The 26,698-nt window shown below is 58.1% G+C and carries 34 protein-coding genes; 13 read left to right on the top strand and 21 right to left on the bottom strand.

Annotated features, from left to right (window positions below; all coding sequences use genetic code 11):
• Positions 1-47: 47 nt before the first annotated feature.
• The 5 genes from QE408_RS14660 to QE408_RS14640 all read right to left on the bottom strand — a co-directional run bounded on the left by QE408_RS14660 (position 48) and on the right by QE408_RS14640 (position 5,469).
• Positions 48-887, bottom strand: coding sequence for a response regulator (locus QE408_RS14660; RefSeq protein ID WP_306932373.1), 840 nt, complete (start codon positions 885-887; stop codon positions 48-50).
• 143 nt (positions 888-1,030) lie between these two features.
• Positions 1,031-1,408 (bottom strand): response regulator, encoded by a 378-nt coding sequence (locus tag QE408_RS14655; protein ID WP_306932370.1) that lies wholly within the window; start codon positions 1,406-1,408, stop codon positions 1,031-1,033.
• Between the two features lie 3 nt (positions 1,409-1,411).
• Positions 1,412-3,439 (bottom strand): GAF domain-containing protein, encoded by a 2,028-nt coding sequence (locus tag QE408_RS14650; RefSeq protein ID WP_306932368.1) that lies wholly within the window; start codon positions 3,437-3,439, stop codon positions 1,412-1,414.
• 136 nt (positions 3,440-3,575) lie between these two features.
• On the bottom strand, positions 3,576-4,280 hold the full coding sequence (locus tag QE408_RS14645) for an SDR family oxidoreductase (RefSeq protein ID WP_306932366.1): 705 nt from the start codon (positions 4,278-4,280) through the stop codon (positions 3,576-3,578).
• Between the two features lie 25 nt (positions 4,281-4,305).
• Positions 4,306-5,469, bottom strand: coding sequence for a pyridoxal phosphate-dependent aminotransferase (locus QE408_RS14640; protein ID WP_306934812.1), 1,164 nt, complete (start codon positions 5,467-5,469; stop codon positions 4,306-4,308).
• 269 nt (positions 5,470-5,738) lie between these two features.
• Between QE408_RS14640 and QE408_RS14635 the strand changes: the two genes are divergently transcribed.
• The 6 genes from QE408_RS14635 (at position 5,739) to QE408_RS14610 (ending at position 10,090) form a co-directional block, all read left to right on the top strand.
• Positions 5,739-6,506, top strand: coding sequence for a DsbA family protein (locus QE408_RS14635; protein ID WP_306932364.1), 768 nt, complete (start codon positions 5,739-5,741; stop codon positions 6,504-6,506).
• 146 nt (positions 6,507-6,652) lie between these two features.
• Positions 6,653-7,090, top strand: a complete 438-nt coding sequence (gene aroQ / locus QE408_RS14630; protein WP_306932362.1) for a type II 3-dehydroquinate dehydratase — start codon at positions 6,653-6,655, stop codon at positions 7,088-7,090.
• 27 nt (positions 7,091-7,117) lie between these two features.
• On the top strand, positions 7,118-7,597 hold the full coding sequence (accB, locus tag QE408_RS14625) for an acetyl-CoA carboxylase biotin carboxyl carrier protein (protein WP_306932360.1): 480 nt from the start codon (positions 7,118-7,120) through the stop codon (positions 7,595-7,597).
• 11 nt (positions 7,598-7,608) lie between these two features.
• Positions 7,609-8,952 carry an acetyl-CoA carboxylase biotin carboxylase subunit gene (gene accC, locus QE408_RS14620; protein ID WP_306932358.1) on the top strand — a complete coding sequence of 448 codons (1,344 nt, stop codon included), beginning with the start codon at positions 7,609-7,611 and terminating at the stop codon, positions 8,950-8,952.
• A 3-nt stretch (positions 8,953-8,955) separates the two neighbouring features.
• Positions 8,956-9,567, top strand: coding sequence for a leucyl/phenylalanyl-tRNA--protein transferase (aat, locus tag QE408_RS14615; RefSeq protein WP_306932357.1), 612 nt, complete (start codon positions 8,956-8,958; stop codon positions 9,565-9,567).
• A gap of 121 nt (positions 9,568-9,688) precedes the next feature.
• Complete coding sequence (locus QE408_RS14610) at positions 9,689-10,090, top strand: hypothetical protein (RefSeq protein WP_306932355.1); 402 nt, start codon at positions 9,689-9,691, stop codon at positions 10,088-10,090.
• 27 nt (positions 10,091-10,117) lie between these two features.
• Here QE408_RS14610 and QE408_RS14605 read toward each other — a convergent pair whose 3' ends face one another.
• From QE408_RS14605 to gatB, 5 genes are all read right to left on the bottom strand, one after another.
• Positions 10,118-10,555, bottom strand: a complete 438-nt coding sequence (locus QE408_RS14605; protein ID WP_062425495.1) for a DUF2155 domain-containing protein — start codon at positions 10,553-10,555, stop codon at positions 10,118-10,120.
• Between the two features lie 143 nt (positions 10,556-10,698).
• A complete protein-coding gene (locus QE408_RS14600) occupies positions 10,699-11,097 on the bottom strand; it encodes an NADH:ubiquinone oxidoreductase subunit NDUFA12 (protein WP_306932353.1) in 399 nt (132 codons plus the stop codon).
• A 105-nt stretch (positions 11,098-11,202) separates the two neighbouring features.
• Positions 11,203-11,664: a GNAT family N-acetyltransferase gene (locus QE408_RS14595; RefSeq protein ID WP_306932351.1), complete on the bottom strand. Its 462-nt coding sequence runs from the start codon at positions 11,662-11,664 to the stop codon at positions 11,203-11,205.
• Positions 11,665-11,668: 4 nt separating this feature from the next.
• Positions 11,669-12,166 (bottom strand): GNAT family N-acetyltransferase, encoded by a 498-nt coding sequence (locus QE408_RS14590; RefSeq protein WP_306934811.1) that lies wholly within the window; start codon positions 12,164-12,166, stop codon positions 11,669-11,671.
• Positions 12,167-12,301: 135 nt separating this feature from the next.
• Positions 12,302-13,804: an Asp-tRNA(Asn)/Glu-tRNA(Gln) amidotransferase subunit GatB gene (gene gatB / locus QE408_RS14585; RefSeq protein ID WP_306932349.1), complete on the bottom strand. Its 1,503-nt coding sequence runs from the start codon at positions 13,802-13,804 to the stop codon at positions 12,302-12,304.
• A 152-nt stretch (positions 13,805-13,956) separates the two neighbouring features.
• Here gatB and QE408_RS14580 point away from each other — a divergent pair, with 152 nt between their 5' ends.
• Entirely contained in the window at positions 13,957-14,241 is a 285-nt protein-coding gene (locus QE408_RS14580; RefSeq protein WP_306932347.1) for a DUF1294 domain-containing protein, read from the top strand.
• Between the two features lie 21 nt (positions 14,242-14,262).
• Here QE408_RS14580 and QE408_RS14575 read toward each other — a convergent pair whose 3' ends face one another.
• Entirely contained in the window at positions 14,263-14,772 is a 510-nt protein-coding gene (locus tag QE408_RS14575; protein WP_306932345.1) for a GNAT family N-acetyltransferase, read from the bottom strand.
• Between the two features lie 284 nt (positions 14,773-15,056).
• On the opposite strand from QE408_RS14575, the gene QE408_RS14570 reads away from it, so the two are divergent.
• The gene (locus tag QE408_RS14570) at positions 15,057-15,314 is read left to right on the top strand and encodes a YjhX family toxin (RefSeq protein ID WP_306932343.1); all 258 of its coding nucleotides are present in this window, start codon (positions 15,057-15,059) and stop codon (positions 15,312-15,314) included.
• Between the two features lie 101 nt (positions 15,315-15,415).
• Here the strand turns inward: QE408_RS14570 and QE408_RS14565 are convergent, their stop codons facing one another.
• From QE408_RS14565 to QE408_RS14545, 5 genes are all read right to left on the bottom strand, one after another.
• A complete protein-coding gene (locus QE408_RS14565; RefSeq protein ID WP_306932341.1) occupies positions 15,416-15,886 on the bottom strand; it encodes an SRPBCC family protein in 471 nt (156 codons plus the stop codon).
• Between the two features lie 65 nt (positions 15,887-15,951).
• Positions 15,952-16,440, bottom strand: a complete 489-nt coding sequence (locus QE408_RS14560; RefSeq protein WP_373465583.1) for a GNAT family N-acetyltransferase — start codon at positions 16,438-16,440, stop codon at positions 15,952-15,954.
• Entirely contained in the window at positions 16,434-17,915 is a 1,482-nt protein-coding gene (gene gatA, locus QE408_RS14555; RefSeq protein WP_306932337.1) for an Asp-tRNA(Asn)/Glu-tRNA(Gln) amidotransferase subunit GatA, read from the bottom strand. The genes QE408_RS14560 and gatA overlap by 7 nt, the downstream gene beginning before the upstream one ends.
• 57 nt (positions 17,916-17,972) lie before the next feature.
• Positions 17,973-18,260 carry an Asp-tRNA(Asn)/Glu-tRNA(Gln) amidotransferase subunit GatC gene (gene gatC, locus QE408_RS14550; protein ID WP_306932335.1) on the bottom strand — a complete coding sequence of 96 codons (288 nt, stop codon included), beginning with the start codon at positions 18,258-18,260 and terminating at the stop codon, positions 17,973-17,975.
• Between the two features lie 125 nt (positions 18,261-18,385).
• Positions 18,386-19,090 (bottom strand): metal-dependent hydrolase, encoded by a 705-nt coding sequence (locus QE408_RS14545; protein ID WP_306932334.1) that lies wholly within the window; start codon positions 19,088-19,090, stop codon positions 18,386-18,388.
• 80 nt (positions 19,091-19,170) lie between these two features.
• Here QE408_RS14545 and QE408_RS14540 point away from each other — a divergent pair, with 80 nt between their 5' ends.
• Both QE408_RS14540 and ruvX read left to right on the top strand, forming a co-directional pair.
• Complete coding sequence (locus tag QE408_RS14540; protein WP_306932332.1) at positions 19,171-19,473, top strand: zinc ribbon domain-containing protein YjdM; 303 nt, start codon at positions 19,171-19,173, stop codon at positions 19,471-19,473.
• A 9-nt stretch (positions 19,474-19,482) separates the two neighbouring features.
• A complete protein-coding gene (gene ruvX, locus QE408_RS14535; protein ID WP_306932330.1) occupies positions 19,483-19,971 on the top strand; it encodes a Holliday junction resolvase RuvX in 489 nt (162 codons plus the stop codon).
• Here the strand turns inward: ruvX and QE408_RS14530 are convergent.
• The 5 genes from QE408_RS14530 to QE408_RS14510 form a co-directional block, all read right to left on the bottom strand.
• Positions 19,914-20,240, bottom strand: coding sequence for a DUF6105 family protein (locus QE408_RS14530; protein ID WP_306932328.1), 327 nt, complete (start codon positions 20,238-20,240; stop codon positions 19,914-19,916). The genes ruvX and QE408_RS14530 overlap by 58 nt on opposite strands.
• On the bottom strand, positions 20,237-20,413 hold the full coding sequence (locus QE408_RS14525) for a hypothetical protein (RefSeq protein ID WP_306932327.1): 177 nt from the start codon (positions 20,411-20,413) through the stop codon (positions 20,237-20,239). Before QE408_RS14525 ends, QE408_RS14530 begins: the two co-directional genes overlap by 4 nt.
• 206 nt (positions 20,414-20,619) lie before the next feature.
• A complete protein-coding gene (locus QE408_RS14520) occupies positions 20,620-21,270 on the bottom strand; it encodes a TetR/AcrR family transcriptional regulator (RefSeq protein ID WP_306932325.1) in 651 nt (216 codons plus the stop codon).
• Positions 21,271-21,401: 131 nt separating this feature from the next.
• A complete protein-coding gene (locus QE408_RS14515; protein ID WP_306932323.1) occupies positions 21,402-22,016 on the bottom strand; it encodes a GNAT family N-acetyltransferase in 615 nt (204 codons plus the stop codon).
• The gene (locus tag QE408_RS14510; protein WP_306932321.1) at positions 22,016-23,668 is read right to left on the bottom strand and encodes an acyl-CoA dehydrogenase family protein; all 1,653 of its coding nucleotides are present in this window, start codon (positions 23,666-23,668) and stop codon (positions 22,016-22,018) included. Before QE408_RS14510 ends, QE408_RS14515 begins: the two co-directional genes overlap by 1 nt.
• A 129-nt stretch (positions 23,669-23,797) precedes the next feature.
• On the opposite strand from QE408_RS14510, the gene QE408_RS14505 reads away from it, so the two are divergent.
• The 3 genes from QE408_RS14505 to plsY are packed head-to-tail and all read left to right on the top strand — an operon-like array spanning position 23,798 to position 26,689.
• Positions 23,798-24,739: an aspartate carbamoyltransferase catalytic subunit gene (locus QE408_RS14505; RefSeq protein WP_306932319.1), complete on the top strand. Its 942-nt coding sequence runs from the start codon at positions 23,798-23,800 to the stop codon at positions 24,737-24,739.
• Positions 24,736-26,028 carry a dihydroorotase gene (locus QE408_RS14500; RefSeq protein ID WP_306932317.1) on the top strand — a complete coding sequence of 431 codons (1,293 nt, stop codon included), beginning with the start codon at positions 24,736-24,738 and terminating at the stop codon, positions 26,026-26,028. The genes QE408_RS14505 and QE408_RS14500 overlap by 4 nt, the downstream gene beginning before the upstream one ends.
• 43 nt (positions 26,029-26,071) lie before the next feature.
• A complete protein-coding gene (gene plsY, locus QE408_RS14495) occupies positions 26,072-26,689 on the top strand; it encodes a glycerol-3-phosphate 1-O-acyltransferase PlsY (protein ID WP_306932315.1) in 618 nt (205 codons plus the stop codon).
• Positions 26,690-26,698 lie beyond the last annotated feature (9 nt).

The following is a 26,698-nucleotide window of genomic DNA, read 5'->3' as shown; positions in this document are numbered from 1 at the left end:
GCCCTCGATGTGAGGACGGCTCTCGGTGTTCTAGAGATTAGTGCCCGTCAGGCCGCAGCGGCCTTCTTGCTATTGCCACGGGCCGTCTTGATCTGCACCAGCGTGTCGAGGTTCTGATTCACGCGGCAATAGAACTCTTCCTCAATAAAGGGTCGGAGCATGAAGTCATTGCCGCCAGCCTTCAGGAAGCGTGCGGAGAGCAGACGATTGTTCGAAGACGATACACCAATGATGCGCAGTTCGTGCGAGCCACGCATCGTGCGAATGCGACGAGTGAGTTCGAAGCCATCAATATCCGGCATATTATAGTCGGTGACGACCAGGCCGATGTCCGGGTTGTTGCGAAGAATCTCGAGTGCCTTCGCGCCGCTGTCGGCAAGGCTGACGCGGAAATTGTAGCGCTTCAATCGGCTGGACAACAGGGCGCGCGCGGTCGGGCTATCGTCGACGATGAGAACGTGATGGCGATGATTGGTCAGGAAGCGGCAGACCGATTCGGTCAGCATGTCGACGGCGAACACATTGTCCTTGAGGATATAATCGACCACCTCCTTGGTGATCAGCTTCTCGCGCGTGTCTTCATGAAAGGTGCTGGTAAAGACGATCGTCGGGATCGACAGATCCACCAGATATTCCAGGGCCTCGCCGCTTTCCGCGCCTGGCAGATTGATGTTCGAGATGGCGAGGGTCACCTCCTCGGTGGAGCGCTCGTAGCACTCTTGTAGCTCCTCGAAATTGCGGCAGACTTCGACCGTCAGTCCAAGCAACTCCTTTAACCGAGCTCCGATCATCTGGGTAAAGACATTTGAATCTTCCGCGAGCAATATTCGCGTATCGTGGAACGGAACGCCCGAATATTGCATACCTGTAATGCCAAGAAAATTCATGTAGTCCCCCGGAGCCAAATCTTGGGTAGACAATAGAAAATTTTATTTTCTGAAAAATTAATGCGAATTTTCACCGATCATCTTGGTTTATAACCGGTGAATTTGGTGAAACCCAGGTGTCGCGCTGAGTTTCCAGCAGCCGCTTAAGCTGCGAATTTCCGCAATACCTCAGACACAATGTTGAGGTCGTATGGCTTGGGGAAGAAAATGCTGCGCGGTGGCAGGGTTTCCTGATCAAGACGGTGATGCCCGGACGTGAGCACGATACCAATTGGCCTGTCTGTCTGGCAGGCGAGATGCGCGAGCTGGACTCCATCCATGCTGCCAGGCATGTCGATATCGGTAAACAGCACGCCGACATCGGGGCGTGCGTGCAGTATTTCCAGTGCTTCGTCGGCTCCACCAGCCTCGATCGCACTGAATCCCGCGTCTTCGACCATATCGACTGCCATCATTCGCAAGAGTGGATCATCCTCCACGACCAGTACGACATGTTTGGCGAATGGTTGCTTCTGTCCCATCGTTTACGCTACCTGTTGCAGTTGAACCAGAGACGCTGTCATTTCGACCTCTAGTCCTTGATCTAAGTAACGCGTCGATACACCGCCGGTTCCTAATAGCCCCATCGAAATGAGGCGCGAGCCAAAGCCCTTTGATTGCGGCTGGATAACCGGTGGCCCGCTTGTCTCACTCCAGATCAAACGAAAGACGGCGTCCTCCCTCTCGCCCTGAACATCCCACGACACCAAGACCCTGCCATGTACAGAGGACAGACTTCCGTACTTTACGGCATTGGTCGTGAGTTCGTGCAAAAGGAGAGACAGAGACAGCGCACCCTTGGGATTGACCGAAATATCGTCACCGCGAATATCGACCTTTTCCGTCATTCCCAGCGTGTCGATGACACGCAGAAGCACCGTGCGGACATCGGCATTTGCCCAGTTGTTGCCAAGCAAAATGTCGTGGGCCGAGCTCAGCGCCTGGAGGCGCTGCTCGAAATTCAACACCGGGCCCCGGTCCTGAACCGGCCTCAGGGTCTGCTTCGCAAGCGCCTGAACCATGGCAAAGGCGTTCTTCAATCGGTGGCCGATCTCACGGTTCAGCAGGTTCTGTTCGGCCTCGGCGCGCAAGCGGCCAATCGCACTCTGGATACGGTCACCAAAACTTCTGACGAAGGCCAGATCGTCATCCATCCATTCGAATAGATCACAGTGGTGAACGAAGACGACCAGGGCAAATTTGCCCTGATCGAATATGGGAACGTTGACCAGTTGCCGGATTCCAAGCGCCAGCAGCGCGTCAGCCTTGTCCTTAGTCCTCGGATCGGTCGTCACATCCGAGATGACGACGCTCATGCCGCCCTTCAAGTCATCGATATAGGAGCCGTAGTCGCGAAAATAGTGTCTGCCCGCCAGAGATGAGACACCTGGCGCACGCCATTCCGGCTGCATCATCACTGTCTCGCGAACGGGATCAACAACGCCAAAGCCCGCGCGTGTCGCGTCCAGCGCACGCGCCATCAGCTCAGCAGCGGTCAGGGCGATCTCTTCGACGTCGTTCAGATCTCGTAGCCGGTCACCCAGTTCCAAGAGAGTCCGGATTCGTTCGGTCGCCCGTTTTTGCTGCGTGACATCCTGAACCGTACCGAGCAGCTTGATCGGCTTGCCATCCTCATCCCGCTCGAAGGTCGCCTGACGGCACACCCACCGGATGCCGCGAGAGCTGGTGACGATGCGGTACTCGACAGTGGTGACGGCCGAACCATTCTTGCGGGTCTCTTCCGACGACTCGCGCCCGCGGTCGTCGGGATGGAGCATCTTCTCGAAATCGCGGGCGTGATAGTGACCCATCGGCGGCACGTCGAAAATCCGGCAAAACTCAGCCGAGACCTTGATGTTTCCCGTTTCGATATCGAGTTCGAACGTGCCGATCCGCCCGGCCTCCTGCGCTGTGAGCGCCGTCCGGACGCTATCGCGCATCATCATGTTGATCTGTTTTTGGCGCTCAATAAGTTCACGCTGACGGTTTGCCGCGCGGCGGAGTTCCAGATGAGCGGAAATCTGTGCGGCGAGAGCCTTCAAAACGGAGCGCTGCTCTGGCGTCAAGCCCTCCGGCCGCGGAACATGGTCAATGACGCAAAGGGCGCCAACAGCCACGCCATCTGCAAGAATTAGTCTCGCGCCAGCGTAGAAACGGATGAAAGGAGCTTTGGTGACCAGAGTGTTGGCCGACGTGCGAGGGTCCTTCGTGAGATCGGGAATAATCAACAGATCGTCAGAATCGAGGGAGTAGCGGCACACGGACTGATCGATTGGCGTCTCAGTCGGGGGAAACCCGACACGTGCCTTGAACCACTGACGCTCTTCCTGCACGAGGCTGATGAGAGAGACTGGCGCATTGCAAATGGTGCTGGCAATCTGAACCACATCATCGAAAACGGGCTCAGGCCCGCTGTCGATGATCTGCAACTCCTCAAGAGCCTCCAAACGCTCCACATCGGATGCCGAGAATACGGACACTTCTGGCTCGGAGTCGCGAATTATATGAACCAAGTCCATTCCCCAGTTGAATAAAGGGCGTGGCGTCCATCAACTCGCGATTTCCCTCTGGCATCGAGATTAAAAAGGACACTCCCCCGCGCCGCTACAACGCTGGGAAAGAAGATCGGTTCCCGAACCTTCAAAAAAGTTAGACGGAGCGCGTCAGCCCACCGTCAACCTTGAGGTTTTGCCCCGTAATGTAGCCTGCACCCTCGGAAGCCAAAAAGGCAACGGTGGCGGCGATTTCTTCACTTCTCCCGTAGCGCTGCATCGGTACCATCTCACGGCGCTGTTCGGTTGCCGGGAGGCTGTCGATCCAGCCGGGTAGAACATTGTTCATGCGCACATTGTCCGCGGCGTATGTGTCGGCAAAGATCTTGGTATAGGCCGCCAGCCCGGCACGAAACACTGCGGATGTCGGAAACATGTCACTCGGCTCGAAAGCCCATGCCGTCGAGATATTGACGATAGCACCGCTCTTCTGGGCGACCATGATGGGAGCGATGATGCGGGTCGGTCGGATAACGTTCATCAGATAGACGTCGAGCCCCGTGTGCCACTGTTCGTCGGTGATTTCGAGGATGGGCGCACGGGGACCGTGTCCGGCGCTGTTGACCAGCACGTCGATGCGACCGAACTTTTCCAGCGTAAGGTCGGCTAGCTTCTGGATATCGTCGTTGGACTGGTTGGAGCCCGTTACCCCCACGCCGCCGAGTTCAGCAGCCAGTGCCTCGCCCTTACCGGAGGACGATAGGATCGCCACCTTGTAGCCGTCTTGCGCAAAGCGCCTTGCAACCGCCGCACCCATGCCGCTTCCACCTGCCGTCACGACTGCCACTTTATCCATCGTCATCGCCTCACTTCGCTCCGCTTATCCGTCAATCCTGTTTCAGCCAGCCTGCTATGCGACCGACAGCCTCGGCAATATCCGAAACCGAACCCGCATAGGAAAACCGCATGGCACGATGCCCTTCCAGAGGATCGAAATCCAGCCCCGGTGTGGCGGCCACATCGATTTCTGCGAGCATGCGCCTGGCGAATTCCATACTGTCGTTGGAATAACGGCTGGTATCGACATAGGCGTAAAAGGCGCCATCCATGGGCGAGGCCAGCGGCAGGCCGAGTTCCGGCAGACGGCTCATCAGAAAATCGCGGTTGGTGCGATAACTTTCCTTGTAGATGTCCAGCTCTTCGGGCGCGGAAAATGCAGCCGCTGCTGCAAGTTGGGATAGTTCGGGCGCCGAGATATACATGCTTTGCGCCAGACACTCGACAGGCCGAATGAGCTCTTCCGGCAGGACCATCCAGCCGACCCGCCAGCCCGTCATGCAATAGTATTTGGAGAACGAGTTGATGACGATGGCCTTGTCGGTGACTTCAACCGCACTGGTTTCATCGCCGACGAAGGTCAGGCCGTGATAGATCTCATCTGAAATGAACGCGATATCGCGGCTGTCGCAATAGGTCGCGAGCCGCTTTAGCGCGTCTCTGCCGGTGACTGTACCGGTCGGGTTGGCGGGGCTTGCAAGCAGCACGCCCTTGAGCTTACAGCCCGCCTTGGTTTCTGCCCGCTCCAGGCTGGCTGGCGTCAGCGTGTATCCCGTTTCCGCCGTAACAGGCACTTCCACCACATTCAGCCCAAGCGCCTTCAAGATGTTGCGGTAGGCGGGATAGCCGGGTCTCGCGATTGCAACCGCATCACCGGCATCGAACAAGGCCAGGAAGGCAAGATTGAAGGCTGCTGAAGAGCCGGTCGTCACAGCGATACGGGCGGGATCGATGATTGCCTGGTGGCGCAGCCGGTAATGGGCGGAAATTGCCTCTCGCAACTCGCGAAGACCGAGCGCATCCGTATAGCCGATACGGCCATGCTTCAACGCGGCTTCGGCCGCCTCCAGCGACGCCTTCGGCGCTGGATGGGAAGGCTGCCCCACGGCCATGGAAATGACGGGACGCCCCGCCTGTCTTCGCCGGTTGGCCTCCGCCAAGATATCCATGGCATGAAAAGGCTCAACGGCGCTTCGCTTGGACAGTGTTATCAAGGGCATGGTCTTTCTGTATGCTACTGCCTTGGCCCGAAAATCGGAATCGATTTTCGGAAAGTATGATGCGTAGACTTAAAAGTAGATAGAGCGCCTGTTTCGCGTCCAAAATGACGCCCCGGCGCTCTATGACGGAGATTTGCCGCATTGTTGCGCTCTTCACAATGACGAGAGAGCAACGAACGCGATTTATTTGCGATATGGCAATTCCTTTAAATTAAGGTAATTGCCTGCGAGATGAAACCACGACCAACCCAGTGAGGACCGACATGGCACTTTCCATCCGATCAGCAACACTTGCCTGTGTCACGGCCCTTTCCACCCTTGGCGCGAGTCTCCCCGCTCATGCGCTGGATGCCGACCAGAAGAAGGAGATCGGCGCCTTCATCAAGGAATATCTGGTCGAAAATCCTGAAATCATGCTTGAGGTCCAGGATGCCCTGGAGAAGAAGCAATATGCAGCCCGCAATACCAAAGCGGCGGAAGCTGTCGCCGACAATACCAAGGCCATTTTCGATTCCAAATACGATCTCGCGATCGGCAATCCTGACGGCGATGTGACGCTGGTCGAGTTTTTCGATTACAATTGCGGGTACTGCAAGCGCGCCATGGCCGACATGGACAAGATCCTCAAAGAGGACAAGAATGTCCGTGTCGTGCTGAAGGAGTTCCCGATCCTCGGACCGGAATCGGTCGAGGCGCACAAGGTTTCCAATGCGGTTAAGCTGCTTGCGCCAAAGAAGTATGCGGAATTCCAGCGTACGCTGCTCGGCAGCCGCGGACGCGCCAATGAGGCCAAGGCGATGGATGTTGCAACATCGCTCGGGCTGAAGGAAGCCGACATCCGCAAATCCATGGCAGAGAACCCGAATGATGCGCAGGTTCAGGAAGCCTACACCCTTGCCAGCAATCTCGGCATTTCCGGTACGCCTTCTTACGTGATCGGCAACGAAGCGGTCTTCGGTGCTGTCGGTGCCGAGCCATTGAAGGAAAAGATCGCCAATATGCGTAGTTGCGGCAAGGCAAGCTGCTCCTAAGAGACATGCTCAGGCCTGTCTGAAAGCCCAAAAGCCACTGAATAACTTCGACTTACGCTGCCCCCGGCCCTCTTTCCAGGCTCCGGGGGCTTTTCCTTGACGGTCGCGCAGTCTATAGGTGGCGCTGATTTTTGACGGAACCGCGAATGAGCAACACGATCTTCGTCCTGAACGGCCCCAATCTCAATATGCTGGGAAAGCGGGAGCCGGGCATTTACGGCGGCAAGACGCTGAAGGATATCGAAAACGACTGCGTGGTGGCTGGTGAAGGGCTTGGCTTTGCTGTCGAGTGCCATCAGTCCAATCATGAAGGCGTTCTTGTGGATCTGTTGCATGAGGCGGGCGAACGCGCCGCCGGTGTCGTCATCAATCCCGGTGCCTATGGCCATACATCGATTGCTCTGCATGATGCCATTCGCGCCATTTCCGTTCCCGTCGTGGAAGTTCACATTTCCAACATCCACGCCCGCGAAGAATTCCGCCACAAATCGATGATAGCGCCCGCTGCAAAAGGCATGGTCTGCGGCTTCGGGCCTTACGGCTACATCATGGCGCTCAACGCCTTGAAGAACATCACGGCATAAAAAGAAACAATCAGAATAGGGTTTGTCATGTCTGAAAAGAAAAACGGTATCGACAAGGAACTGATCCGCGACCTCGCGAACATCCTCAACGACACCGATCTTTCCGAGATCGAAGTCGAGCAGGACGATCTGCGCATCCGCGTTTCCCGCTCCGCGCCGCCTGCAACCGTCTATGCCGCAGCTCCCCAGTATGCACCGGCACCTGCTGCAGCACCTGCGGCTCCCGCAGCAGCACCTGCCGCCGCCGCCCCTGCTGCACCTGCGCGCAACCCGGCAAACACCGTCACCTCCCCGATGGTCGGCACGGTTTATCTGTCGCCAGCACCCGGCGCCCGCCCCTTCGTCGAAGTCGGCGCGACCGTCAAGGAAGGCCAGACCATTCTCATCGTCGAAGCCATGAAGACCATGAACCAGATCCCGGCTCCGAAGTCCGGCAAGGTGACGGAAATCATCGTCAATGACGCACAGCCCGTGGAGTATGGTGAAGCCCTCGTGGTCATCGAATAAGGGCTGCTCACATGGTTTCCAAAATCCTCATTGCCAACCGCGGCGAAATCGCCCTTCGCGTGCTTCGCGCCGCCAAGGAACTCGGTATCCCGACGGTTGCCGTTCACTCCACGGCTGACGCGGACGCCATGCATGTGCGCCTCGCTGACGAGAGCGTCTGCATCGGCCCGCCCCCATCGCGTGATAGCTACCTCAACATCCATCAGATCGTTGCGGCCTGCGAAATCACCGGCGCGGACGCGGTTCACCCCGGCTACGGCTTCCTTTCGGAAAACGCCAAGTTTGCCGATATCCTCGACGCGCACGGCATCACCTTCATCGGGCCGACCGCCGAGCATATCCGCATCATGGGTGACAAGATCACCGCCAAGCAGACAGCCCAGGAACTCGGCATCCCCGTCGTTCCCGGCTCCGATGGCGAGGTAAAGCCGGAAAACGCGATGGAAATCGCCCGTTCGATCGGTTTCCCGGTTCTGATCAAGGCGACGGCAGGTGGCGGTGGTCGCGGCATGAAGGTTGCCAAGACCGAAGCCGATCTTGACGAGGCGGTTTCGACCGCGCGTTCCGAAGCGCTTGCCGCTTTCGGCAACGACGCTGTTTACATGGAAAAGTATCTCGGCAAGCCGCGCCATATCGAGGTGCAGGTCTTTGGCGATGGCGAAGGCAATGCCGTCCACCTCGGTGAGCGCGATTGCTCGCTGCAGCGGCGTCACCAGAAGGTGCTGGAAGAGGCCAATTCCCCTGCCCTCACCGTCGAGCAGCGCATGGAGATCGGCGAGATTTGTGCAAGCGCGATGCGCAAGCTCAAGTATCGCGGTGCCGGCACCATCGAGTTTCTGTATGAAAACGGCGAGTTCTATTTCATCGAAATGAACACCCGTCTCCAGGTGGAGCATCCGGTTACGGAAGCGATCACCGGCATGGACCTCGTGCAGGAGCAAATTCGCGTTGCCTCCGGCCAGGGCCTTTCCGTTACGCAGGCCGATATCGAATTCCATGGCCACGCCATCGAATGCCGTATCAATGCCGAAGACCCGCGGACCTTCGTACCCTCTCCCGGCACGCTGACCTATTTCCATACGCCCGGCGGTCTTGGCGTGCGCGTGGATTCGGGTGCCTATCAGGGCTACAAGATCCCGCCATACTACGACAGCATGATCGGTAAGCTCATCGTCCACGGTCGCGACCGTGACGAGTGCATTCGCCGCCTGCGCCGTGCACTCGACGAGTTCGTCGTCGACGGCATCAAGACAACGCTTCCGCTGTTCCAGGATCTGCTTCAGAACGAAGACATCCTGAAGGGCGAGTACGACATTCACTGGCTGGAAAAATATCTGGCCGGCGACGCGCACTAAGGAATGGGGCGGCGCAGCAGAGATAGCGATATCACTGTCGACATGCTGCTGCGCGCCTATTCCATCGGCCTCTTCCCGATGGCCGAAGCGGCTGACGACCCAGAGTTATTCTGGGTCGAGCCGGAACTGAGGGGCATCATCCCCCTCAATGATTTTCACGTTTCGAAAAGTCTCGCCAAAGCGATTCGAAAGAAGCCTTTCGACATCCGCTTCGATACGGCCTTCAGTGCCGTCATGGCGGGTTGCGCGGCGCAAGCGCCGGATCGCCCGAACACCTGGATCAACGAGACGATCCGGAAGCTCTATACCGAACTGCATGAGATCGGCCACGCACACAGTGTGGAGGCCTGGGAGGGTGATGAACTGGTCGGCGGTCTTTACGGCGTATCACTGGGTGCTGCCTTCTTTGGGGAAAGTATGTTCTCCCGCCGCACCAACGCCTCGAAAATCTGCCTCGTTCATTTGGTGGAGCGACTGCGAGCGCAAGGCTTCATGCTTCTCGATACCCAGTTCACCACCGATCATCTCAAAACCTTTGGCGCGATTGACGTACCGAAGGACGAGTATGCGAAAATGCTGGACCGCGCAGTGAACGCCCTGGATTTAGATTTTTAGTCCGCATCATTAGTACCTAAGGTCGGTCATGCCCAACCGACAGGACCCCAAAACTCTTCGCTTGCCGACGCAATAAACATGACATAAATAATCAACTTATTTTGTATTATTTGAGGATATCATGCGCTGGATAATTGCGTTCCTTATCGCCATAAGCGTGAGTTCTGAAGCAGCTCCGGAGCAAGCCACTCTTACGAACGAGCAAATTATCGTCCGACAAATCCGTGCCGAAATGTATAAGCTCAGTTTGAATTCCGACCTGCTGGCACTCCAAGACCAGCACATGTTTGTCAGCTTCACAATCAACCGCAAAGGCGAAATTGAGTCGGTGAAAGTAACAAACCACAAGAACAGTTCATGGAAAACATTGAGCGCGGTTCAACAGCTTTTCACTACGCTGAAGCTAAAATACGTGCCAGTCGCAATGCGATCGAAGAAATTTGTGGTTCCAGTTTTCGTGGCTTCGAGACAACCGACCGTCTTGGACATGTTGCAGAATAATGGGCAGAAGTCAGGCAATTGAATTTCAGTCGATCACGGTATTGGACCGTTACTTGCTCGCCGTCGATGGCGGCGGGACGTCTGAGTCCTGCTTGCAGCCCGTGAGCCAGACATCATAGATCGGGTGCTCGACGGCGTTGAGGCCGGGGCTATCGGCGAACATCCAGCCGGTAAAGATCCGGCGGATCTTGCGGTCGAGGGTGATTTCATCCACTTCGACGAAGGAATCGATCTTCTGTGCTTCGGTGTCGTCGCGCGAATAGCAGACTTTGGGAGTGACCTGCAGCGCACCGAACTGGACCGTCTCGTTGATATAGACGTCAAAGGAGGTGATGCGGCCGGTGATCTTGTCGATACCGGAGAAGACGGCGACCTTGTTTTCAAGGCGGGCGGCGGAAGCCGGAGACACGAGACCCACTGCCGGAAGAAGCGCCAGAAGCGAAACCGCCAGTGCACGCAAAGATACATCCCGCGTGAATGTTCTCATATCAAACCGTCTCCAGAAATCTGCCCCGCTTATCGAAGCGCCCATCACGCCTAAAGATCGAATGTGGCAAAAGCGGGTGGCGGCCATGATGAAATGCCCGCCCTTTTTCGCCCCGATGCACACGGGGCCTTGGGTGAAGTTTATCAGCCGCCAGGCGTCCAGGCGTCGTAGTCGCCGGTGACGCGCGGGCGTTCACCCGGAACAGCGATCGATCCCTTAGGACGGTAAGCCTGAGCGGAACCGGTCAGGTTTGGCTGGTGCTGCTTCTGCCAGTCGCGTGCGACATAGCTTTCCTTGCTCGGTGGCGTATCGGTGCGGTAATGCATCCAGCCGTGCCAGCCGGGCGGGATTGCCGAAGCTTCCGCGTAGCCGTTGTAAATCACCCAACGGCGCGGCATGCCCCAGGAGGTGGTGCCACCTTCGTAATAGGTGTTGCCAAACTCATCCTGCCCCACCTTCTTGCCGAAGCGCCACGTATGGAAGCGCGTTCCAATCGTCTGGCCGTTCCACCAGGTGAAGATTTGCAGCAGAAGAGTCTTCATTATCCGTTCCTCGGGCTTTTCACATGCGTTGCTTTCGCACTCGCACAGCCACAAGCTTATGACGTTCTCACCAACGATTGTCCAGCTTTTCCAACGTCACGACGATTATTTCAGCTTGAGCCGAAAGCCGAAATGGCGCTTCTCGAAGCCCAGCCTTTCATAGAAGCGGTGGGCGTCGATGCGCGCCATATTGGAGGTGAGCTGAACGCCAGCAAGGCCACGCTTTTCAGCCTCTGCGATGCAGTATCGGATCATCGTCGCGCCGATGCCGCGACCGCGCATATCTTCCCTGGTCTGCACCCCTTCCACCACCATCCACACCGCACCACGCCCGGCGAGCTTGGTGAGAATCACCGTCTGGAAGGTGCCGATCACCTTGCCTTCGAACTCAGCGACGTAGAGTGTTTCGAGGGGTGACCTGGCGATCGCCCTAAAGGCCGCGAGATAGTCGGGCATAGCTGCTTCATCGGTGGTGTCGCCATGCCCACCCACGTCATCAGCGGCAAACATCGCAGCGATTGCCGCGACATCCTCTTTGCGTGCCTCACGAACGATCAGACCATCCATTCTCTTACTGCCTCAAGCTCTTTTCCATCACGATTCCCGGCATCCCCTCGACGCCTGCCATGCGCTCGATTCGGTCCACCTCGGAGAAGCCGACGCCTTCATAGAAGGCGATTGCGACAGTATTTTTAGGCTCGACCTCAAGCCGCATGATTTCCGCGTCGGGAAAGCAGGTTTCCAGCTCGGCGAACAGATCACGCCCAACGCCCTGACGCTGAAACTGGGGATCGACATAAAGCTGATAGAGCAACGCAGTTTTCGCCATGCTGGTGGACATGACGGCATAGGCCATGCCACCGATGCGCTTGCCATCATCGGCAACCAGAAACTCGCCGCCTTTTTTCTCGACGCGCTCCTTCAATGCCGCTGGCGTGTGCCACAGGGCGATCATGTCATCGACCTTGTCCGTACCATAGATCGGATCATAGGTGGCGTGCCAGGTCTTCATCAGCAAAGATCGGACCTGTTCAATATCCCGCTCACCAGCGGTGCGAATGAAGAACACCATATTACTCCCATCAAAATAGAAAAGCCGGGAGCGATCCCGGCATTGCTAATGTCGTCTCGACGTTCCCAGCGCCTGGCACGAGGACGACGGAGGAAAGCACCGGCGTCCCACAGCGAGAGGCCGGACGCCGACTTACTCCTCGATACCGAGCTTGGCTTTCACCAGTTCCTGGACAGCCTGCGGATTTGCCTTGCCGCCTGTTGCTTTCATCACCTGGCCGACGAACCAGCCGGCAAGTGTTGGCTTCGCCTTGACCTTTTCCACCTGATCTGGATTCGCAGCAATGATTTCGTCTACGGCCTTTTCGATGGCGCCGGTGTCGGTCACCTGCTTCATACTGCGGCTTTCGACGATCTCTGCCGGGTTGCCACCCTCGTTCCAGACGATCTCGAACAGATCCTTGGCAATCTTGCCGGAGATCGTGCCAGCCTTGATAAGGTCGATGATGCCGCCAAGCTGGTCGGGCGAGACAGGTGTTTCCTCAATCGACTTGCTGGATTTGTTCAGCGCGCCGAGCAGATCGTTGATCACCCAGTTGGCAGCCGCCTTCGGATCGCGTCCGGCAGCCACGGCCTCGTAATAATCGGCGATCGCCTTTTCCGACACCAGGATCGAGGCATCATAGACGGAGAGGCCGAGTTCGGCCACGAAACGCGCCTTCTTGTCGTCTGGCAGTTCCGGCAGACCAACCTTCAGGCTTTCCACGAAGGCATCGTCAAATTCCAGCGGCAGCAAATCTGGATCGGGGAAGTAGCGATAGTCATGCGCATCTTCCTTGGAGCGCATGGAGCGCGTCTCGCCCTTGCCCGGATCGAAAAGGCGGGTTTCCTGATCGATGACACCGCCATCCTCGAGAATGGCGATCTGGCGGCGGGCTTCGTATTCGATGGCCTGACCGACGAAGCGGATAGAGTTGACGTTCTTGATCTCGCAACGCGTTCCAAAGCCTTCGCCCGGGCGACGCACCGAGACGTTGACGTCGGCGCGCATGGAGCCTTCGTCCATGTTGCCATCACAGGTACCGAGATAGCGAACGATGGAGCGCAGTTTGGTCAGATAGGCTTTTGCCTCATCGGACGAGCGCATGTCCGGCTTGGAGACGATCTCCATCAACGCAACACCAGAACGGTTCAGGTCGACGAAGGACATGGTCGGATGCTGGTCGTGCATCGACTTGCCAGCGTCCTGCTCGAGATGCAGACGTTCGATGCCGATCTCGATATCCTCGAAATTGCCCTGACGGTCCGGACCGAGCGAAATCGTGATGGTGCCCTCGCCGACGATTGGATCCTTGAACTGCGAGATCTGATAGCCCTGCGGGAGGTCGGGATAGAAGTAGTTCTTGCGGTCGAAGATGGAGCGATTGTTGATCTTGGCTTTGAGACCAAGGCCGGTACGAACCGCCTGCGCCACGCATTCTTCGTTGATGACCGGCAGCATGCCGGGCATGGCCGCATCGACCAACGACACGTTGGAATTTGGCGCATTGCCGAAGGTGGTGGAAGCGCCAGAGAAGAGCTTCGAATTGGACAGAACCTGCGCGTGGACCTCCATGCCGATGACGATTTCCCAGTCGCCGGTGGCGCCGGGGATAAAACGCTTCGGGTCGGGTGTGCGAACGTCTACAAGGGTCATATCAAGCTCATAAGATACGGAATTTCTATCCGTGGTGAGGTAGAGCAATTGGCCGAGAGGTGCAAGACTTCTGAGGCGCTTACGGCTAAAGCCTGGTCTTTTTAACCGATCGGGAATGCCCGCCGAGCGTGATTTGGATTATCGAGCCGATCATGACATTCATCCTCGCGGCTTTCGGCATCTATACCCTCATCAACATCATCGCTTTCGCCCTCTTCTGGTGGGACAAGCGTGCTGCAAGACGAGATGATAGACGGATTCGCGAAAAGACCCTGCTCCTTTGCGCGTTGGCGGGCGGAAGTCTCGGCGCGGTGACAGCGCAACACATGCTGCATCACAAGACACGCAAGCAGCCGTTTCGCGGCCTGCTCTTGGCAATCGTTTTTCTTCACCTCGCAGTGGCGGCCCTGTGGGTGTTTTTCGTCTGGGCCGCGTAAGTTCTCCGAGCGGTCTTGCGGTTAGAAAGACGGACCATAGGTCGTCGTGTCGAATTCTTTCAACGCCTTGCGCAGTCCGATGGTCTGGACTTCGCGGTCAAGCTTTCGCGCATATTTCATCGACAGCCAACTGACGTTGTATCCATGCTTGCGAAAGAAAGACAGCGCTCGCTCATTACCAGCGTGGCTCTCAAGCCCGATTGAGTAAAAGCCCGCGGCAAGGACCTGATCTTCCACCGCACTGAGGAGCTTGCCGCCAAGGCCTTGCCGTTGAAGCCGTGGATCGATCCAGAAATCGGAAATCATATCGTCGGAATTTTCCCGCGCCGCCCAACCGGCGGGCGCGCCGTGTCTTTCGACAACGAGGATGCGATGCCAGAAGGATTGCGTGAAGCCTGCAAAGGCTTCTGCCGCGTTCATTTCCAGGACAGCCGTCAGCCCCAGCGCAGAGCTTGCGACCCGCCATGCCTGCAGGCCGATGGCCGCAAGATGGGGCGCATCCTGTTCATTTGCGTTGCGAATGACGATCACGTTCTGGTCCCTATGGCCCGACGAGATAAAGCATCGGCCCCGCGATTCTTCCAGTGGCATCGGGAATGACCGCGTGGATTCGGCGGATTCTTGACTGAAAGGCAGCAAGCTCTTAATCAGGAACGACAAACTTTGGAGTTTTGATGTTCTCTCAGTCGGAGTCCCGGTAAAGGCCCTGCCCGCAAGTCTCTTGCGTGCCGGGCCATGTTGAAACCGAGCCGGATGCCAATGGCACCCGGGTTTGTTTTCACGCGTCCATCTGGACGCAAGCCGGATTCCAAACCATGGACATTTCCCGCGCAGAACAGCGCATCCTCCACCTGCTTGCGCAGGGTGGCATAATTGAACTGATACGAGACGAGAACCGCAAGATCGAGAAAGCCGTGCTTTACACGCGCGACGGCTGGGTTTTCAGCGGGCTCGATCTCATCACCTTCCGCAAACTGAAGAGCAAAAGAGCAATCTCGTCCTCCAGAAGCCAGCCTTATCGCATTACCACGCGTGGGCTGGAACTGGTGAGAGGCGAACTCAACAATCGCTGAGAACAGGGGCGGCGGTCAGGCACCCGCCGCTCCTATCAAAGCCTTGCGTCGTCATGCGCTGGACGACAGGCAGCTTGGCTTCGGATGCCTCAGCAAACCTGCTAGATGGTCGCAACCAGCGCTTCCAGTTGATCTGCGGCAGCGCCCCAGCCTTCATGAAAGCCCATGGCCTCATGCGTCTGCTTGTCTTCTTCCGTCCAGTGCCGTGCCATGGCCGTGTACTTGGTGCGGCCATCGCCAAACGGTTCAAGAAGGACAATGCCCGTCATGAAGGGCTTATCCGATGGTACCCAGGCGGACTTGAAAGCGTCGGTGAAAACGATCTTCTTATTCGGCACGACTTCCAGGTAAACGCCGCGGTTTTCAACCTCTTCGCCGTTCGGTCCCTTCATGACGATGATGCTTGAGCCCCCTGCACGAACGTCAAGTTCAGCGTGAGACACGCCCCAAGGCTTAGGACAAAACCATTGTTTCAACAGTTCCGGATCAGTCCAGGCGCGAAAAATCTTCTCCGGCGGCGCGTCGATCTCGCGCATCAGAATGAGTTCATGCCTTGCGGTTTCAGATGTCATCGTGGCCTCCCGTGATTGTGTGCCTGAAGCATAACAGAGGATCACGGGATAAACAGGCTTGTTCTTCAGAGGGGCTTTTCCAGCCGTACCTTCTGAAGTTCCACCTTCATGCTCTCCGACCATTGCGTGCCCTGCCACACCACGCGAAAGCCGCAACGTTCATAGGCGCGGATGGCGTTGATGTTCTTGGCATGGGTGGCGATCTTGGCTGTCTGAATATGGGCGCTGCACATCTCATCCAGAAAATGCCCAACCAAGACTCGACCGATGCCCTTGCCCTGGTGTTCAGGATCGATCCAGATATCGGAAATGTAGTCCGGCTCTCCAGCGCGCGCACCCCAACCGACAATCATGCCGTCAATCTCTGCAACGACGACATCGCAGTTGGTCTCTCTGGCGAAGACTTCAAACTCGCCGCGCACCCGGTCGATTACAACGGGATCGAGATAGGTATCTTCAAATGCACTGCTCGATCGCCAGGCGCGAATACCAACGAGGCCGACCGCATCGCGATCGGCCTCGGTCATGGCACGAATGATCAGGCCGCTTACCACCACTTGGCGGGCGTGAACTTGCCCGCGGCTTGCTCGATGGCATGCGCCGTCTTGAACAGCGTTTCTTCCTCGAAAGGCTTGCCAATCAGCTGAAGGCCGAGTGGAAGGCCCTTGCCGTCAAGGCCAGCCGGAACGGAAAGACCTGGCAAGCCCGCCATGTTGACGGTGATGGTGAAGACGTCCTGCAGGTACATCTTGACCGGATCGGAAGCCAGTTCCTTGTCTCCGATCTCGAAAGCGGAGGATGGCGTGATCGGCGCGAGAACAGCGTCGACGCCTTCGTGGAAGACGTTCTCGAAGTCGCGCTTGATCAGCGTGCGGACCTTTTGCGCCTTCAGGTAATAGGCATCGTAATAGCCGGCAGACAGAACATAGGTTCCCACCATGATACGGCGCTTCACTTCCGAGCCGAAACCAGCAGCGCGGCTCTTCTCGTACATGTCGGCAATGTCCTTGCCATCGACGCGAAGGCCATAGCGAACGCCGTCATAGCGGGCGAGATTGGACGATGCTTCGGCGGGTGCCACGATGTAATAGGCCGGCAGTGCGTATTTGGTGTGCGGCAGAGAGATATCGACAACCTCGGCACCGGCATCCTTTAGCCAGGCAACGCCCTGAGCCCAGAGCTTTTCGATCTCTTCCGGCATGCCGTCGACGCGATACTCCTTCGGAATGCCGATCTTGAGTCCCTTCAGCGACTGGCCGATGGCCTTCTCATAATCCGGCACCGGTAGATCAACGGAGGTCGTGTCCTTGGCATCGACGCTGGCCATGGACTTCAGCAGGATTGCCGCATCGCGAACGTCGCGCGCAATCGGGCCAGCTTGATCGAGCGAGGACGCGTAAGCGACGATGCCCCAGCGCGAGCAGCGGCCATAGGTCGGCTTGATGCCGACGGTGCCGGTGAAGGCTGCGGGCTGGCGGATGGAGCCGCCAGTATCGGTTGCGGTAGCGCCGGCGCAAAGATGCGCCGCGACGGCTGCGGCCGAACCACCGGACGAACCGCCGGGAACGAGATTCTTGTCAGAACCCTGAGCGCGCCAGGGGTTTACGACAGGGCCGTAATAAGAGCTCTCGTTCGACGAGCCCATGGCGAATTCGTCCATGTTGAGCTTGCCGAGAAGGACTGCGCCGTCATCCCACAGGTTCTGAGTCACCGTGGATTCGTATTTCGGCTTGAAGCCGTCCAGCACATGCGAGCAGGCCTGGGTGTGAATGTCGCGGGTGGCGAACAGATCCTTCACACCAAGCGGAATACCTTCGAGCGCACCGCCATTACCAGCGGCCAGCTTCTGATCGGAGGCCTTTGCCATATCACGCGCCTTGTCATGCGTCGTCACGACATAGGTATTCAGCTTATCGTTGGCGGCGTCGATGGCGGTCAGATAGGCATCCGTCAGTTCGACGGCGGAGAATTCCTTGGCCTTCAGTCTGTCACGCGCTTCGGCAATGGTGAGGCTGGTCAGTTCGGTCATATCGGAAACAGCTTTCGAAACTTTTGAATTTTCAACGTGGGAGCAAACGGGAACCGCTTACTCGACCACCTTCGGGACCATGAAGAAATTGCGGTCGGTGGCGGGCGCATTGGCAACGATGTCATCGGCCTTGTCGCCATCCGTCACCACGTCAGGGCGCTTCTTCATCGCAACCGGCGTGACAGAAGTCATCGGCTCTACGCCATCCACATTCACTTCCGAGAGTTGCTCCACGAAGCCGAGAATGCCGTTCAACTGGCCAAGCATGGTGTTGGCTTCGTCTTCGCTAACGGCAATACGGGACAGGCGCGCGACGCGCTTCACGGTGGCAAGATCGACGGACATGGTTCTACTCCGGTCAAGAATTTTCTACCCGCTATAATGACCATGTCCGTCCTTCGCAACGGTAGAAAGCGTGTCGTGGCCCTCTGCGGCGCAGTTTTGGGCCAGGACACGCCGATGCCGGGTCATCAGAATGTCAGGACTTGACCAACCTTCGGCACGTCCACCCGTGTCTCCGACCCGTCCATGCCCGAGACGAACTTGTCGGCAGTCTGGTCGACGATCGGGAATGAGCCGTAATGGCAGGGAATGGCGTGGCGGAACTTGAAGAAGCGCTGGCAGGCAAGAGCGGCCACCGCGCCACCCATCGTGAAGCGGTCGCCGACGGGAACAAGGCCGACATCCGGCTCGTGTAACTCGTTGATCAGCGCCATATCGGAAAAGATGTCCGTGTCGCCCAGGTGATAGACCGTCGGGCCATCCTCGAAGTGCAGCATCAGGCCATTGGCATTGCCAAGCGAGTGCGACACGCCGTCTTCGGTGATCTGCGCAGAGGAGTGCAGCGCATTGGTGAAGGTGGCTGAGAAACCGTCGAAACCGACCGTTCCGCCCGTATTGCCCATCTCCAGCTTCTGAACACCCTTGGAGCCGAGCCATGCTGCAAGATCGGCGTTTGCGAGCACCGTTGCACCGGTCTCTGCGGCGAGCCGAACCGTATCACCCACATGGTCGCCATGGCCGTGCGTTAGGAGAATATGGGTGATGCCGCTTGCCGCATCCTTGGCGTCCTGTCCGGCAAAGCCTGGATTTCCGGTGAAAAACGGATCGATCAGGATCTTTGCATGTCCTGTTTCGAGGCGGAAAGCGGAATGGCCGAGCCAGGTGATTTTCATCTAAGTTCTCCTTTGTGTTCTGGTCATACTATGAGATAGGACGGGCCATAACACCCAAAACCTTACTTTGGAGCGATAAGATGGCCGCTGATAATGACGACTATGTATATGACGAGGTGAGCGGCGAATGGCGCCCCGCATCGGAAATCGCGGCGGCGGCAGCCAAGGCGAATGAGGTTCGCGATGCCGCTGGCAATTTGCTGGCAGATGGTGATTCCGTCACGCTGATCAAGGACTTGAAGGTCAAGGGAACCAGCACCACGCTAAAGCAGGGAACCGTGATCAAGTCGATCCGCCTCACCGACAATCCAGAAGAAATCGATTGCAAGAGCGATGCGGTCAAGGGCTTGGTGCTGCGCACGGAATTCGTCCGCAAGAGATAAAGGTAGGGCATGGCAACGCTGACGATAGAAGAACTGGCTGAGACCTTGGGGCCGGGACAGGCGATCGCCGGTCTCGATCTCGGCACAAAGACGATCGGTCTTGCCATGTCGGACCTATCGCGGCGCTTTGCCACCCCTCGCCCGGTGCTCAAGCGGATCAAGTTCACCCAGGATGCAGCGCTGCTTCTGGATTTCGCCGCGAAGGAAAGGGTCGCCGCCTTCGTCATCGGCCTGCCGATGAATATGGACGGCTCTGCCGGGCCGCGCGTTCAGGCGACGCGTGCCTTCGTCCGCTCGATGAGCGAGAAGACCGATATCCCCTTTATCTTCTGGGATGAAAGGCTCTCCACCGTGGCGGCCGAAAGAGCGCTTCTGGAAATGGACGTGTCGCGGGCAAAGCGCGCCGAGCGGATCGATTCCGCCGCAGCCAGCTTCATCCTTCAGGGTGCCTTGGATCGGCTCTCGATGCTTGCCAGAGATGCGTCGACGGACGGCTGACGCGCGCGCCACCATGCGGCAATCGCCTTGCGCTTGCGAATGCCGATGATCGCAAAGACAATCAGGCTGTCGACAACGATCGCGCGGGCCACGAGCGGCGGGATCGTCTCCGGTGGAATCCCTAGCACATTTCCATAGATCTGGAAAACCAGATCATGCGCCTGCCGCGTCAGCATAAAAAAGCCGAAGCTCATATCGTAATAAGACAAGCCATACCAACTGCTGAGCAGCAGCACGGGGCCCGCCCACATTATCAAAAACCACTTCATGCCATTCGCTCCCCGGCCAAGGTCGTTCCAGCCATCTGGTCGTCAGGCAGAACGGCGATGACGCCCCAGCGCAGCAACGCCATGATGCACAGGTTCAGTGTCGGGGCATTGAGATCGAGTGGTAGCAGGGCGAAAAACGTCATCATGACGCTCAAAGGTATCCAGCGGCTCACATCGCTTCCTTCTCATCCAGCTCGGAATTCATGGTTAACAAATCGTTAACACCATGAACTCAAGGTTAACGCGGAGCAAATGAAACCTGCATTTATGGTTAACGCGGGACCTTGGGATGTGGATAACAAAGGGCCGAACAGGCGCCGCGCGTCGGGCAAGGCAACGCGCCTTCTTTCAGTTTGAAAGTCGTCTAAGGAACGATGGATCAGCCGTAGAGGGCTCGAACGACACGCTTGACCGCCGTGGCGATCTTGTCCCAATCCTTGTCACTTTTCAGCGACACGCCGGAAAACTGGCCATTTGTTGTTCCGGCAATGACAAGGTGCTGGATGGAGGCAAAGAGCATGGCGTTCATCACGGCCGGGTCTACGCCCTTCGGTGGCTGGAGAGAACCGCGCATGCGATCGATCCACCTGGCCAGCGCTTTCGAACGGGCGTCTGCCAATTGCGTCACCTGCGGGGTCTGCTCGGACACTTCCCAGGCGATGATCTTGCAGACCAGCGGATCGGCGCGCAGCGCATCGAGATAGGAGAGCATCAGCCTCTCCATCAGGTCACCATAGGTCAGCAGGAACATACCGCCTGTATCTTGCGGAATGCGCTCCTGCACCCAGGATGCCAGATCCTCGCCGATGGCTGAAACCAAGCCTTCGAGGCCGCCGAAGTAACGATAGATCAGTTGCTTGTCGCAACCGGCGCGACGCGCCACGGCGTTGATGCCGAAACCCTGAAAGCCTTCTTCCGCCAGCAGGGATTTTGCCGCAGCGAAGATCGCCTTCTCCGTGGCGGCGCGATCCTTGATGCGCTTTTCCGGCGCGGGCGACATGAGGGCGGCAGTGCCATCGATGGCGAGCATGGCTTTTCCGAATCTCCGTGTGGTGACCTATCATGCGCGGTTAGCAAAGAGTTAACAACGCGACAATCGAGACGGAGCCTAGCAGCCATAGCTTTCCTGTGGATGGTGGAAAGGATGGCTATTCCGCAGGGTCAGGCACCCAACGACATCCCGAACCACGCGGTGCCAGCCGGCATCCCCGCAAGCGGCGAAAAACCGCGCGCCTGCCAGAAGGCGATACCATTGTGATTTTCAGGATTTGCGCCGAGATGGATGCCGGGGATGCCATTGCTCCGCGCCATTTCCACCCACATCGACAACAGCCGAGAACCGCCACCGGTGCCGCGGGCTCGCTCCAACAGGTTCATGTGGATATGGGCGGGGTACTTCTGAAGTACCGAGGCGGGCATGCGGGATGGCTGATGAATGAAGGCCACGCGCTTGCGATGTTCCTCGGGCAGAGGCTCAGCCGTGTCTTCCGCCAGAGGGTAAAGCTCGCGCAGCTTCGGCCACCAAGCCTGCTCGAGCTTTTCCTGATAACCTGTGGTATCAGTGGCGCCGACGATGTAACCGCAGACGCCCTCCCCGTCTTCGGCAACGAAAGCGCTGTCTGGACACAGATGGAGATAGGGAACGGCATAGATATTACCGACGATCTTGTCGTCGCCGTAAAGATGCGAGGCATCCTTGCCCGCGTCGCCCGTTGCAAGGCAAATGGCAAACAGCGCCTCTTCGTCTTGCGGAACGGCTTTGCGGAAGGTGAGCATCACGACACCGGCGGGTAAAGCAGATCGATGATGTAGGTGGGATCGAAGCGGCTATCGAGCATGCCGTATGTATGACGCCAGCCGCCTGCCAGGCGCGTTTCGAGGAAGGCATCGGCGATGCGCCCTGCCCCGATACGGCAGAGTTCGGCAGCAGCAGCGGCAAGAGCAAACTGCTCTACCAGCAGACGGGCAGCGCCTTCGTCACGCTCGCAGAGTGCAATCGCGGCGCGCAGTACATCCGTGGTCTTTTTGCCCGAAGGGCCGAGATCGCGTTCAAGAATTTCGAAGACGAGATCGAACAGATCCTTCCCGCGCTGGAGCACACGCAGCACGTCAAGCGCCATGACGTTGCCGGAGCCTTCCCAGATGGCGTTGACCGGGGCTTCGCGATAGTGACGGGCGATCGGGCGCTCTTCGACATAGCCATTGCCGCCCAGGCTTTCCATCGCCTCATAGATCAGGGCGGGCGCGATCTTGCAGCACCAGTATTTGACGATCGGCGTCATCACGCGCGCGTAAGCCGCTTCCGCCGGGTTGCTGCGGGCGCTGTCGAAGGCAGTCGCTAAGCGGAAGGACAAGGCGGTCGCAGCAGCGACATCCAGCGCCATGTCCGCCAGCACGCGCGTCATCACCGGCTGGTTGACGAGCGGCTTACCGAAAACCGAACGACCGCGGGCAAAATGCACGGCTTCCGCCAGCGACGCGCGCATCATCCCGGAGGACGCCAGTGCGCAGTCGAGTCGCGTCAGCGTCACCATGTCGAGAATGGTGCGAATGCCGGCACCGGGCTCGCCCAGCAGATAACCGAAGGCATCGCTGAATTCGACCTCAGCCGACGCATTGGAGCGGTTGCCGAGTTTGTCCTTCAGACGCTGGAAATGAAGGCCATTGGCCGAGCCGTCTTCCAGAAAGCGCGGCACGAGGAAGCATCCCATGCCGTCGCCCATCTGCGCCAGCATAACGAAGCCATCGCTCATCGGAGCCGACAGAAACCATTTGTGACCGGAGAGGCGATAGATGCCCTCGCCCACCCGCTCTGCGGTGGTGCGGTTGGCGCGCACATCCGTGCCACCCTGCTTCTCGGTCATGCCCATGCCGACGGTCACGGCCGTCTTCTGCATCGCAGGTTTCTGTGAGGAATCATATTTGCGCGAAAGGATTTTCGGCGCCCATTCGTTCTGCACGCGGGGCGATGCCATCAGCGCCGCCACCGAGGCATGCGTCATGGTCAGCGGGCAGAGATGACCCGCTTCAAGCTGCGCCGTCAGATAGAACTTCGTGGCGCGTGCCTTATGCTCGTTGCCACGCGTATCGGCGGAGTTTTCCCAGGCCGCACTGTGCAGTCCGGACGACATGGAGCGGCGCATCAGCGCATGCCAGGCCGGGTGGAACTCCACCTGATCGAGACGCTCGCCGCGCGGGCCGTGGGTGTGCAGCTGTGGCGTGCTGCGGTTTGCCATGCGCGCCAGTTCCTGGGCTTCGGCAGAGGTGACGTAGCGACCGATCTGATCCAGCTCATCGCGAAGCGGGCGTGATAGGTTGGAGGTCAGATCGACGATGAGCGGATCGGACCGATAGGCGTTGATCCCGGACCAGAGGCTAGGCTGGTTCAGTTCGGCAAGCTGTTCTTCGGTCCGGTTCATATCTGTCATCGTGTACTTTTATCGGGATTCGCAATTAAATGCCTAGATAGGCTCGTTCCCGGCTTATCCCATGCTTGCCGACAAAGCCACCTGTCTTTATAGACCGCGACTGACTATTCCGGCCCGGAGGACAGTTCCATGGTCTATTTTCCCCATCGCCATCTGCTTGGCATCAAGGGGCTTTCCCATCAGGATATCACACTTCTTCTCGACAAGGCCGATGAGGCCGTAAAGATCAGCCGCCAGCGGGAGAAGAAGACATCCACGCTTCGCGGGCTGACGCAAATCAACCTGTTCTTCGAAGCCTCTACCCGCACCCAATCCTCCTTCGAACTGGCCGGCAAACGGCTGGGTGCCGACGTGATGAACATGTCCGTCGGTAACTCTTCGGTGAAGAAGGGCGAAACGCTGATCGACACGGCCATGACGCTGAACGCCATGCGACCGGATGTTCTGATCGTGCGTCACTCCTCTGCCGGTGCGGCAGCACTCTTGGCACAGAAGGTCGCCTGCTCGGTCGTCAATGCCGGCGACGGGCAGCATGAGCATCCGACGCAAGCGCTGCTCGACGCGCTAACGATCCGCCGCGCCAAAGGCGGGCTCTCCGGCATCACCGTTGCGATTTGCGGCGACGTGCTGCATTCGCGCGTTGCCCGCTCCAACATCATTCTCTTGAACCAGATGGGCGCGCGGGTGCGTGTCGTCGCACCACCAACGCTGCTGCCCTCCGGCATCGCCGACATGAGCGTGGAAGTCTATCACGACATGAAGGAAGGCCTGAAGGGCGCCGATGTGGTGATGATGCTGCGCCTGCAACGCGAGCGCATGGCGGGCTCCTTCGTGCCTTCGATCCGCGAGTATTTCCATTATTACGGCCTCGATGCGGAAAAGCTGAAGGCTGCAAAGGAAGACGCGCTGGTCATGCATCCCGGCCCGATGAACCGCGGCGTGGAAATCGCATCCGAAGTGGCAGATGGACCGCAAAGCGTGATCGAAGCCCAGGTGGAAATGGGTGTCGCCGTGCGCATGGCCGTGATGGAAACACTTCTTCTTTCTCAGAACATGGGAGAGCGCGTATGAGTGCTGCGACCGTCCTCAACAATGTCCGTATCATCGACCCGTCGCGTAATCTCGATGAGACCGGAACGATCATCATCAGCGCCGACGGCACCATTCTGGCGGCTGGCAAGGATGCGCAGAACCAGGGTGTTCCCGATGGCGCAACGGTCCGCGACGCCAAGGGACTTCTTGCTGTTCCAGGACTTGTGGATGCCCGCGTCTTCGTCGGAGAACCGGGTGCCGAACACCGCGAGACGATCGAGTCCGCCTCGCGCGCGGCCGCCGCTGGTGGCGTGACCAGCATCATCATGATGCCGGATACGGATCCCGTCATCGATGACATCGCGCTGGTGGAATATGTGAAGAAGACCGCTCGCGACAAGGCCGTCGTCAATGTTCATCCGGCAGCTGCTTTGACCAAGGGCTTGCTGGGTGAGGAGATGACCGAGTTCGGCATGTTGAAGGAAGCCGGGGCGGTTGCCTTTACCAATGGTCGCAAGGCGTTGTCCGATACGCTGGTGCTACGCCGCGCCATGACCTATGCCCGCGAATTTGGTGCGGTCATCTCGCTGGAGACACGCGACAAATATATCGGCAATGGCGATATGAATGAGGGGCTGCTGGCGAGCTGGCTCGGCCTTCCAGGCATTCCCAAGGAAGCAGAAATCATTCCGCTGGAGCGTGACCTGCGCATCGCGGCGCTAACGCGCGTCAACTACCACGCCGCCAAGATTTCCGTGCCGGAATCGGCCGAGGCCATCAAGCTTGCGAAGGCGCGAGGCGCGAAAGCGACCTGCGGCATTTCGATCAACCATCTGACGCTTAACGAAAACGATATCGGCGAATACCGCACCTTCTTCAAACTCTCGCCACCACTACGGGCCGAAGACGATCGCGTCGCCATGGTCGAGGCACTGAAGAACGGCACGATCGATATCATCGTCTCCTCGCATGATCCGCAGGATGTCGATACCAAGCGTCTGCCCTTCTCGGATGCGGCAAGCGGCGCGATTGGCCTCGAAACCATGCTGGCAGCAGCGCTTCGCCTGTATCACAGCGATCAGGTTCCGCTGATGCGACTGATCGATGCGCTTTCGACCCGACCCGCGCAGATCTTCGGGCTCGATGCTGGAACGCTGAAACCTGGCGCAAAAGCCGATATCACCCTGATCGATCTCGATGAGCCATGGCTGGTTTCGGAAAAGAACCTCGTGTCGCGTTCGAAGAACACGCCGTTCGAGGATGCACGCTTCAGCGGCCGCGCCGTCAGCACATATGTTGCGGGCAAGCTCGTTCATTCACTGCAGTAGAAATGTTGGTGCGCGACGACGCACGTGAAGAGGGGACATAGACATGACTGCATTGACCGTTTGGGAGACAGCGCCGGCATTTCTCGCTCTTGCCGCTATCATCGGCTACCTCCTTGGCTCCATTCCCTTCGGCTTGCTTCTGACGCGGGCCGCGGGTCTCGGCGACGTTCGCCAGATCGGCTCAGGCAACATCGGCGCGACCAATGTGCTGCGCACAGGCAACAAGAAGCTCGCTGCGGCAACCCTTCTCTGCGATGCTTTCAAGGGAACGGCTGCGGTGCTGATCGCCAATGCGCTCTGGGGATATGAGGCATCGCTGGTGGCGGGCTTCTTCGCCTTTCTCGGCCATCTCTTCCCGGTCTGGCTTGGCTTCAAGGGTGGCAAGGGTGTCGCGACCTATATCGGCGTGCTCTTGGGCGCCGCTCCACTGATGATGCTGGCCTTTGCCGCCATCTGGCTGATCACCGCCTTTGTCACGAAGTATTCGTCACTTTCGGCGCTGGTCGCCATGCTTATCATCCCGATCGTCCTTTGGATCTTGGGACCGGAGAAGACAGCACTGCTGGTGACAATCCTCAGCATCATTTCCTGGTATATGCATCGCGAAAACATCAAGCGGCTGCTGGCAGGCACCGAAAGCAAGATCGGCAAGAAGGGCTGAGACACGATT

Source organism: Agrobacterium larrymoorei, assembly GCF_030819275.1.
Lineage (GTDB): Bacteria > Pseudomonadota > Alphaproteobacteria > Rhizobiales > Rhizobiaceae > Agrobacterium > Agrobacterium larrymoorei_B.
The sequence above is the reverse complement of the archived record's forward strand: the minus strand, read 5'-3'. Positions and strand labels throughout refer to the sequence as shown.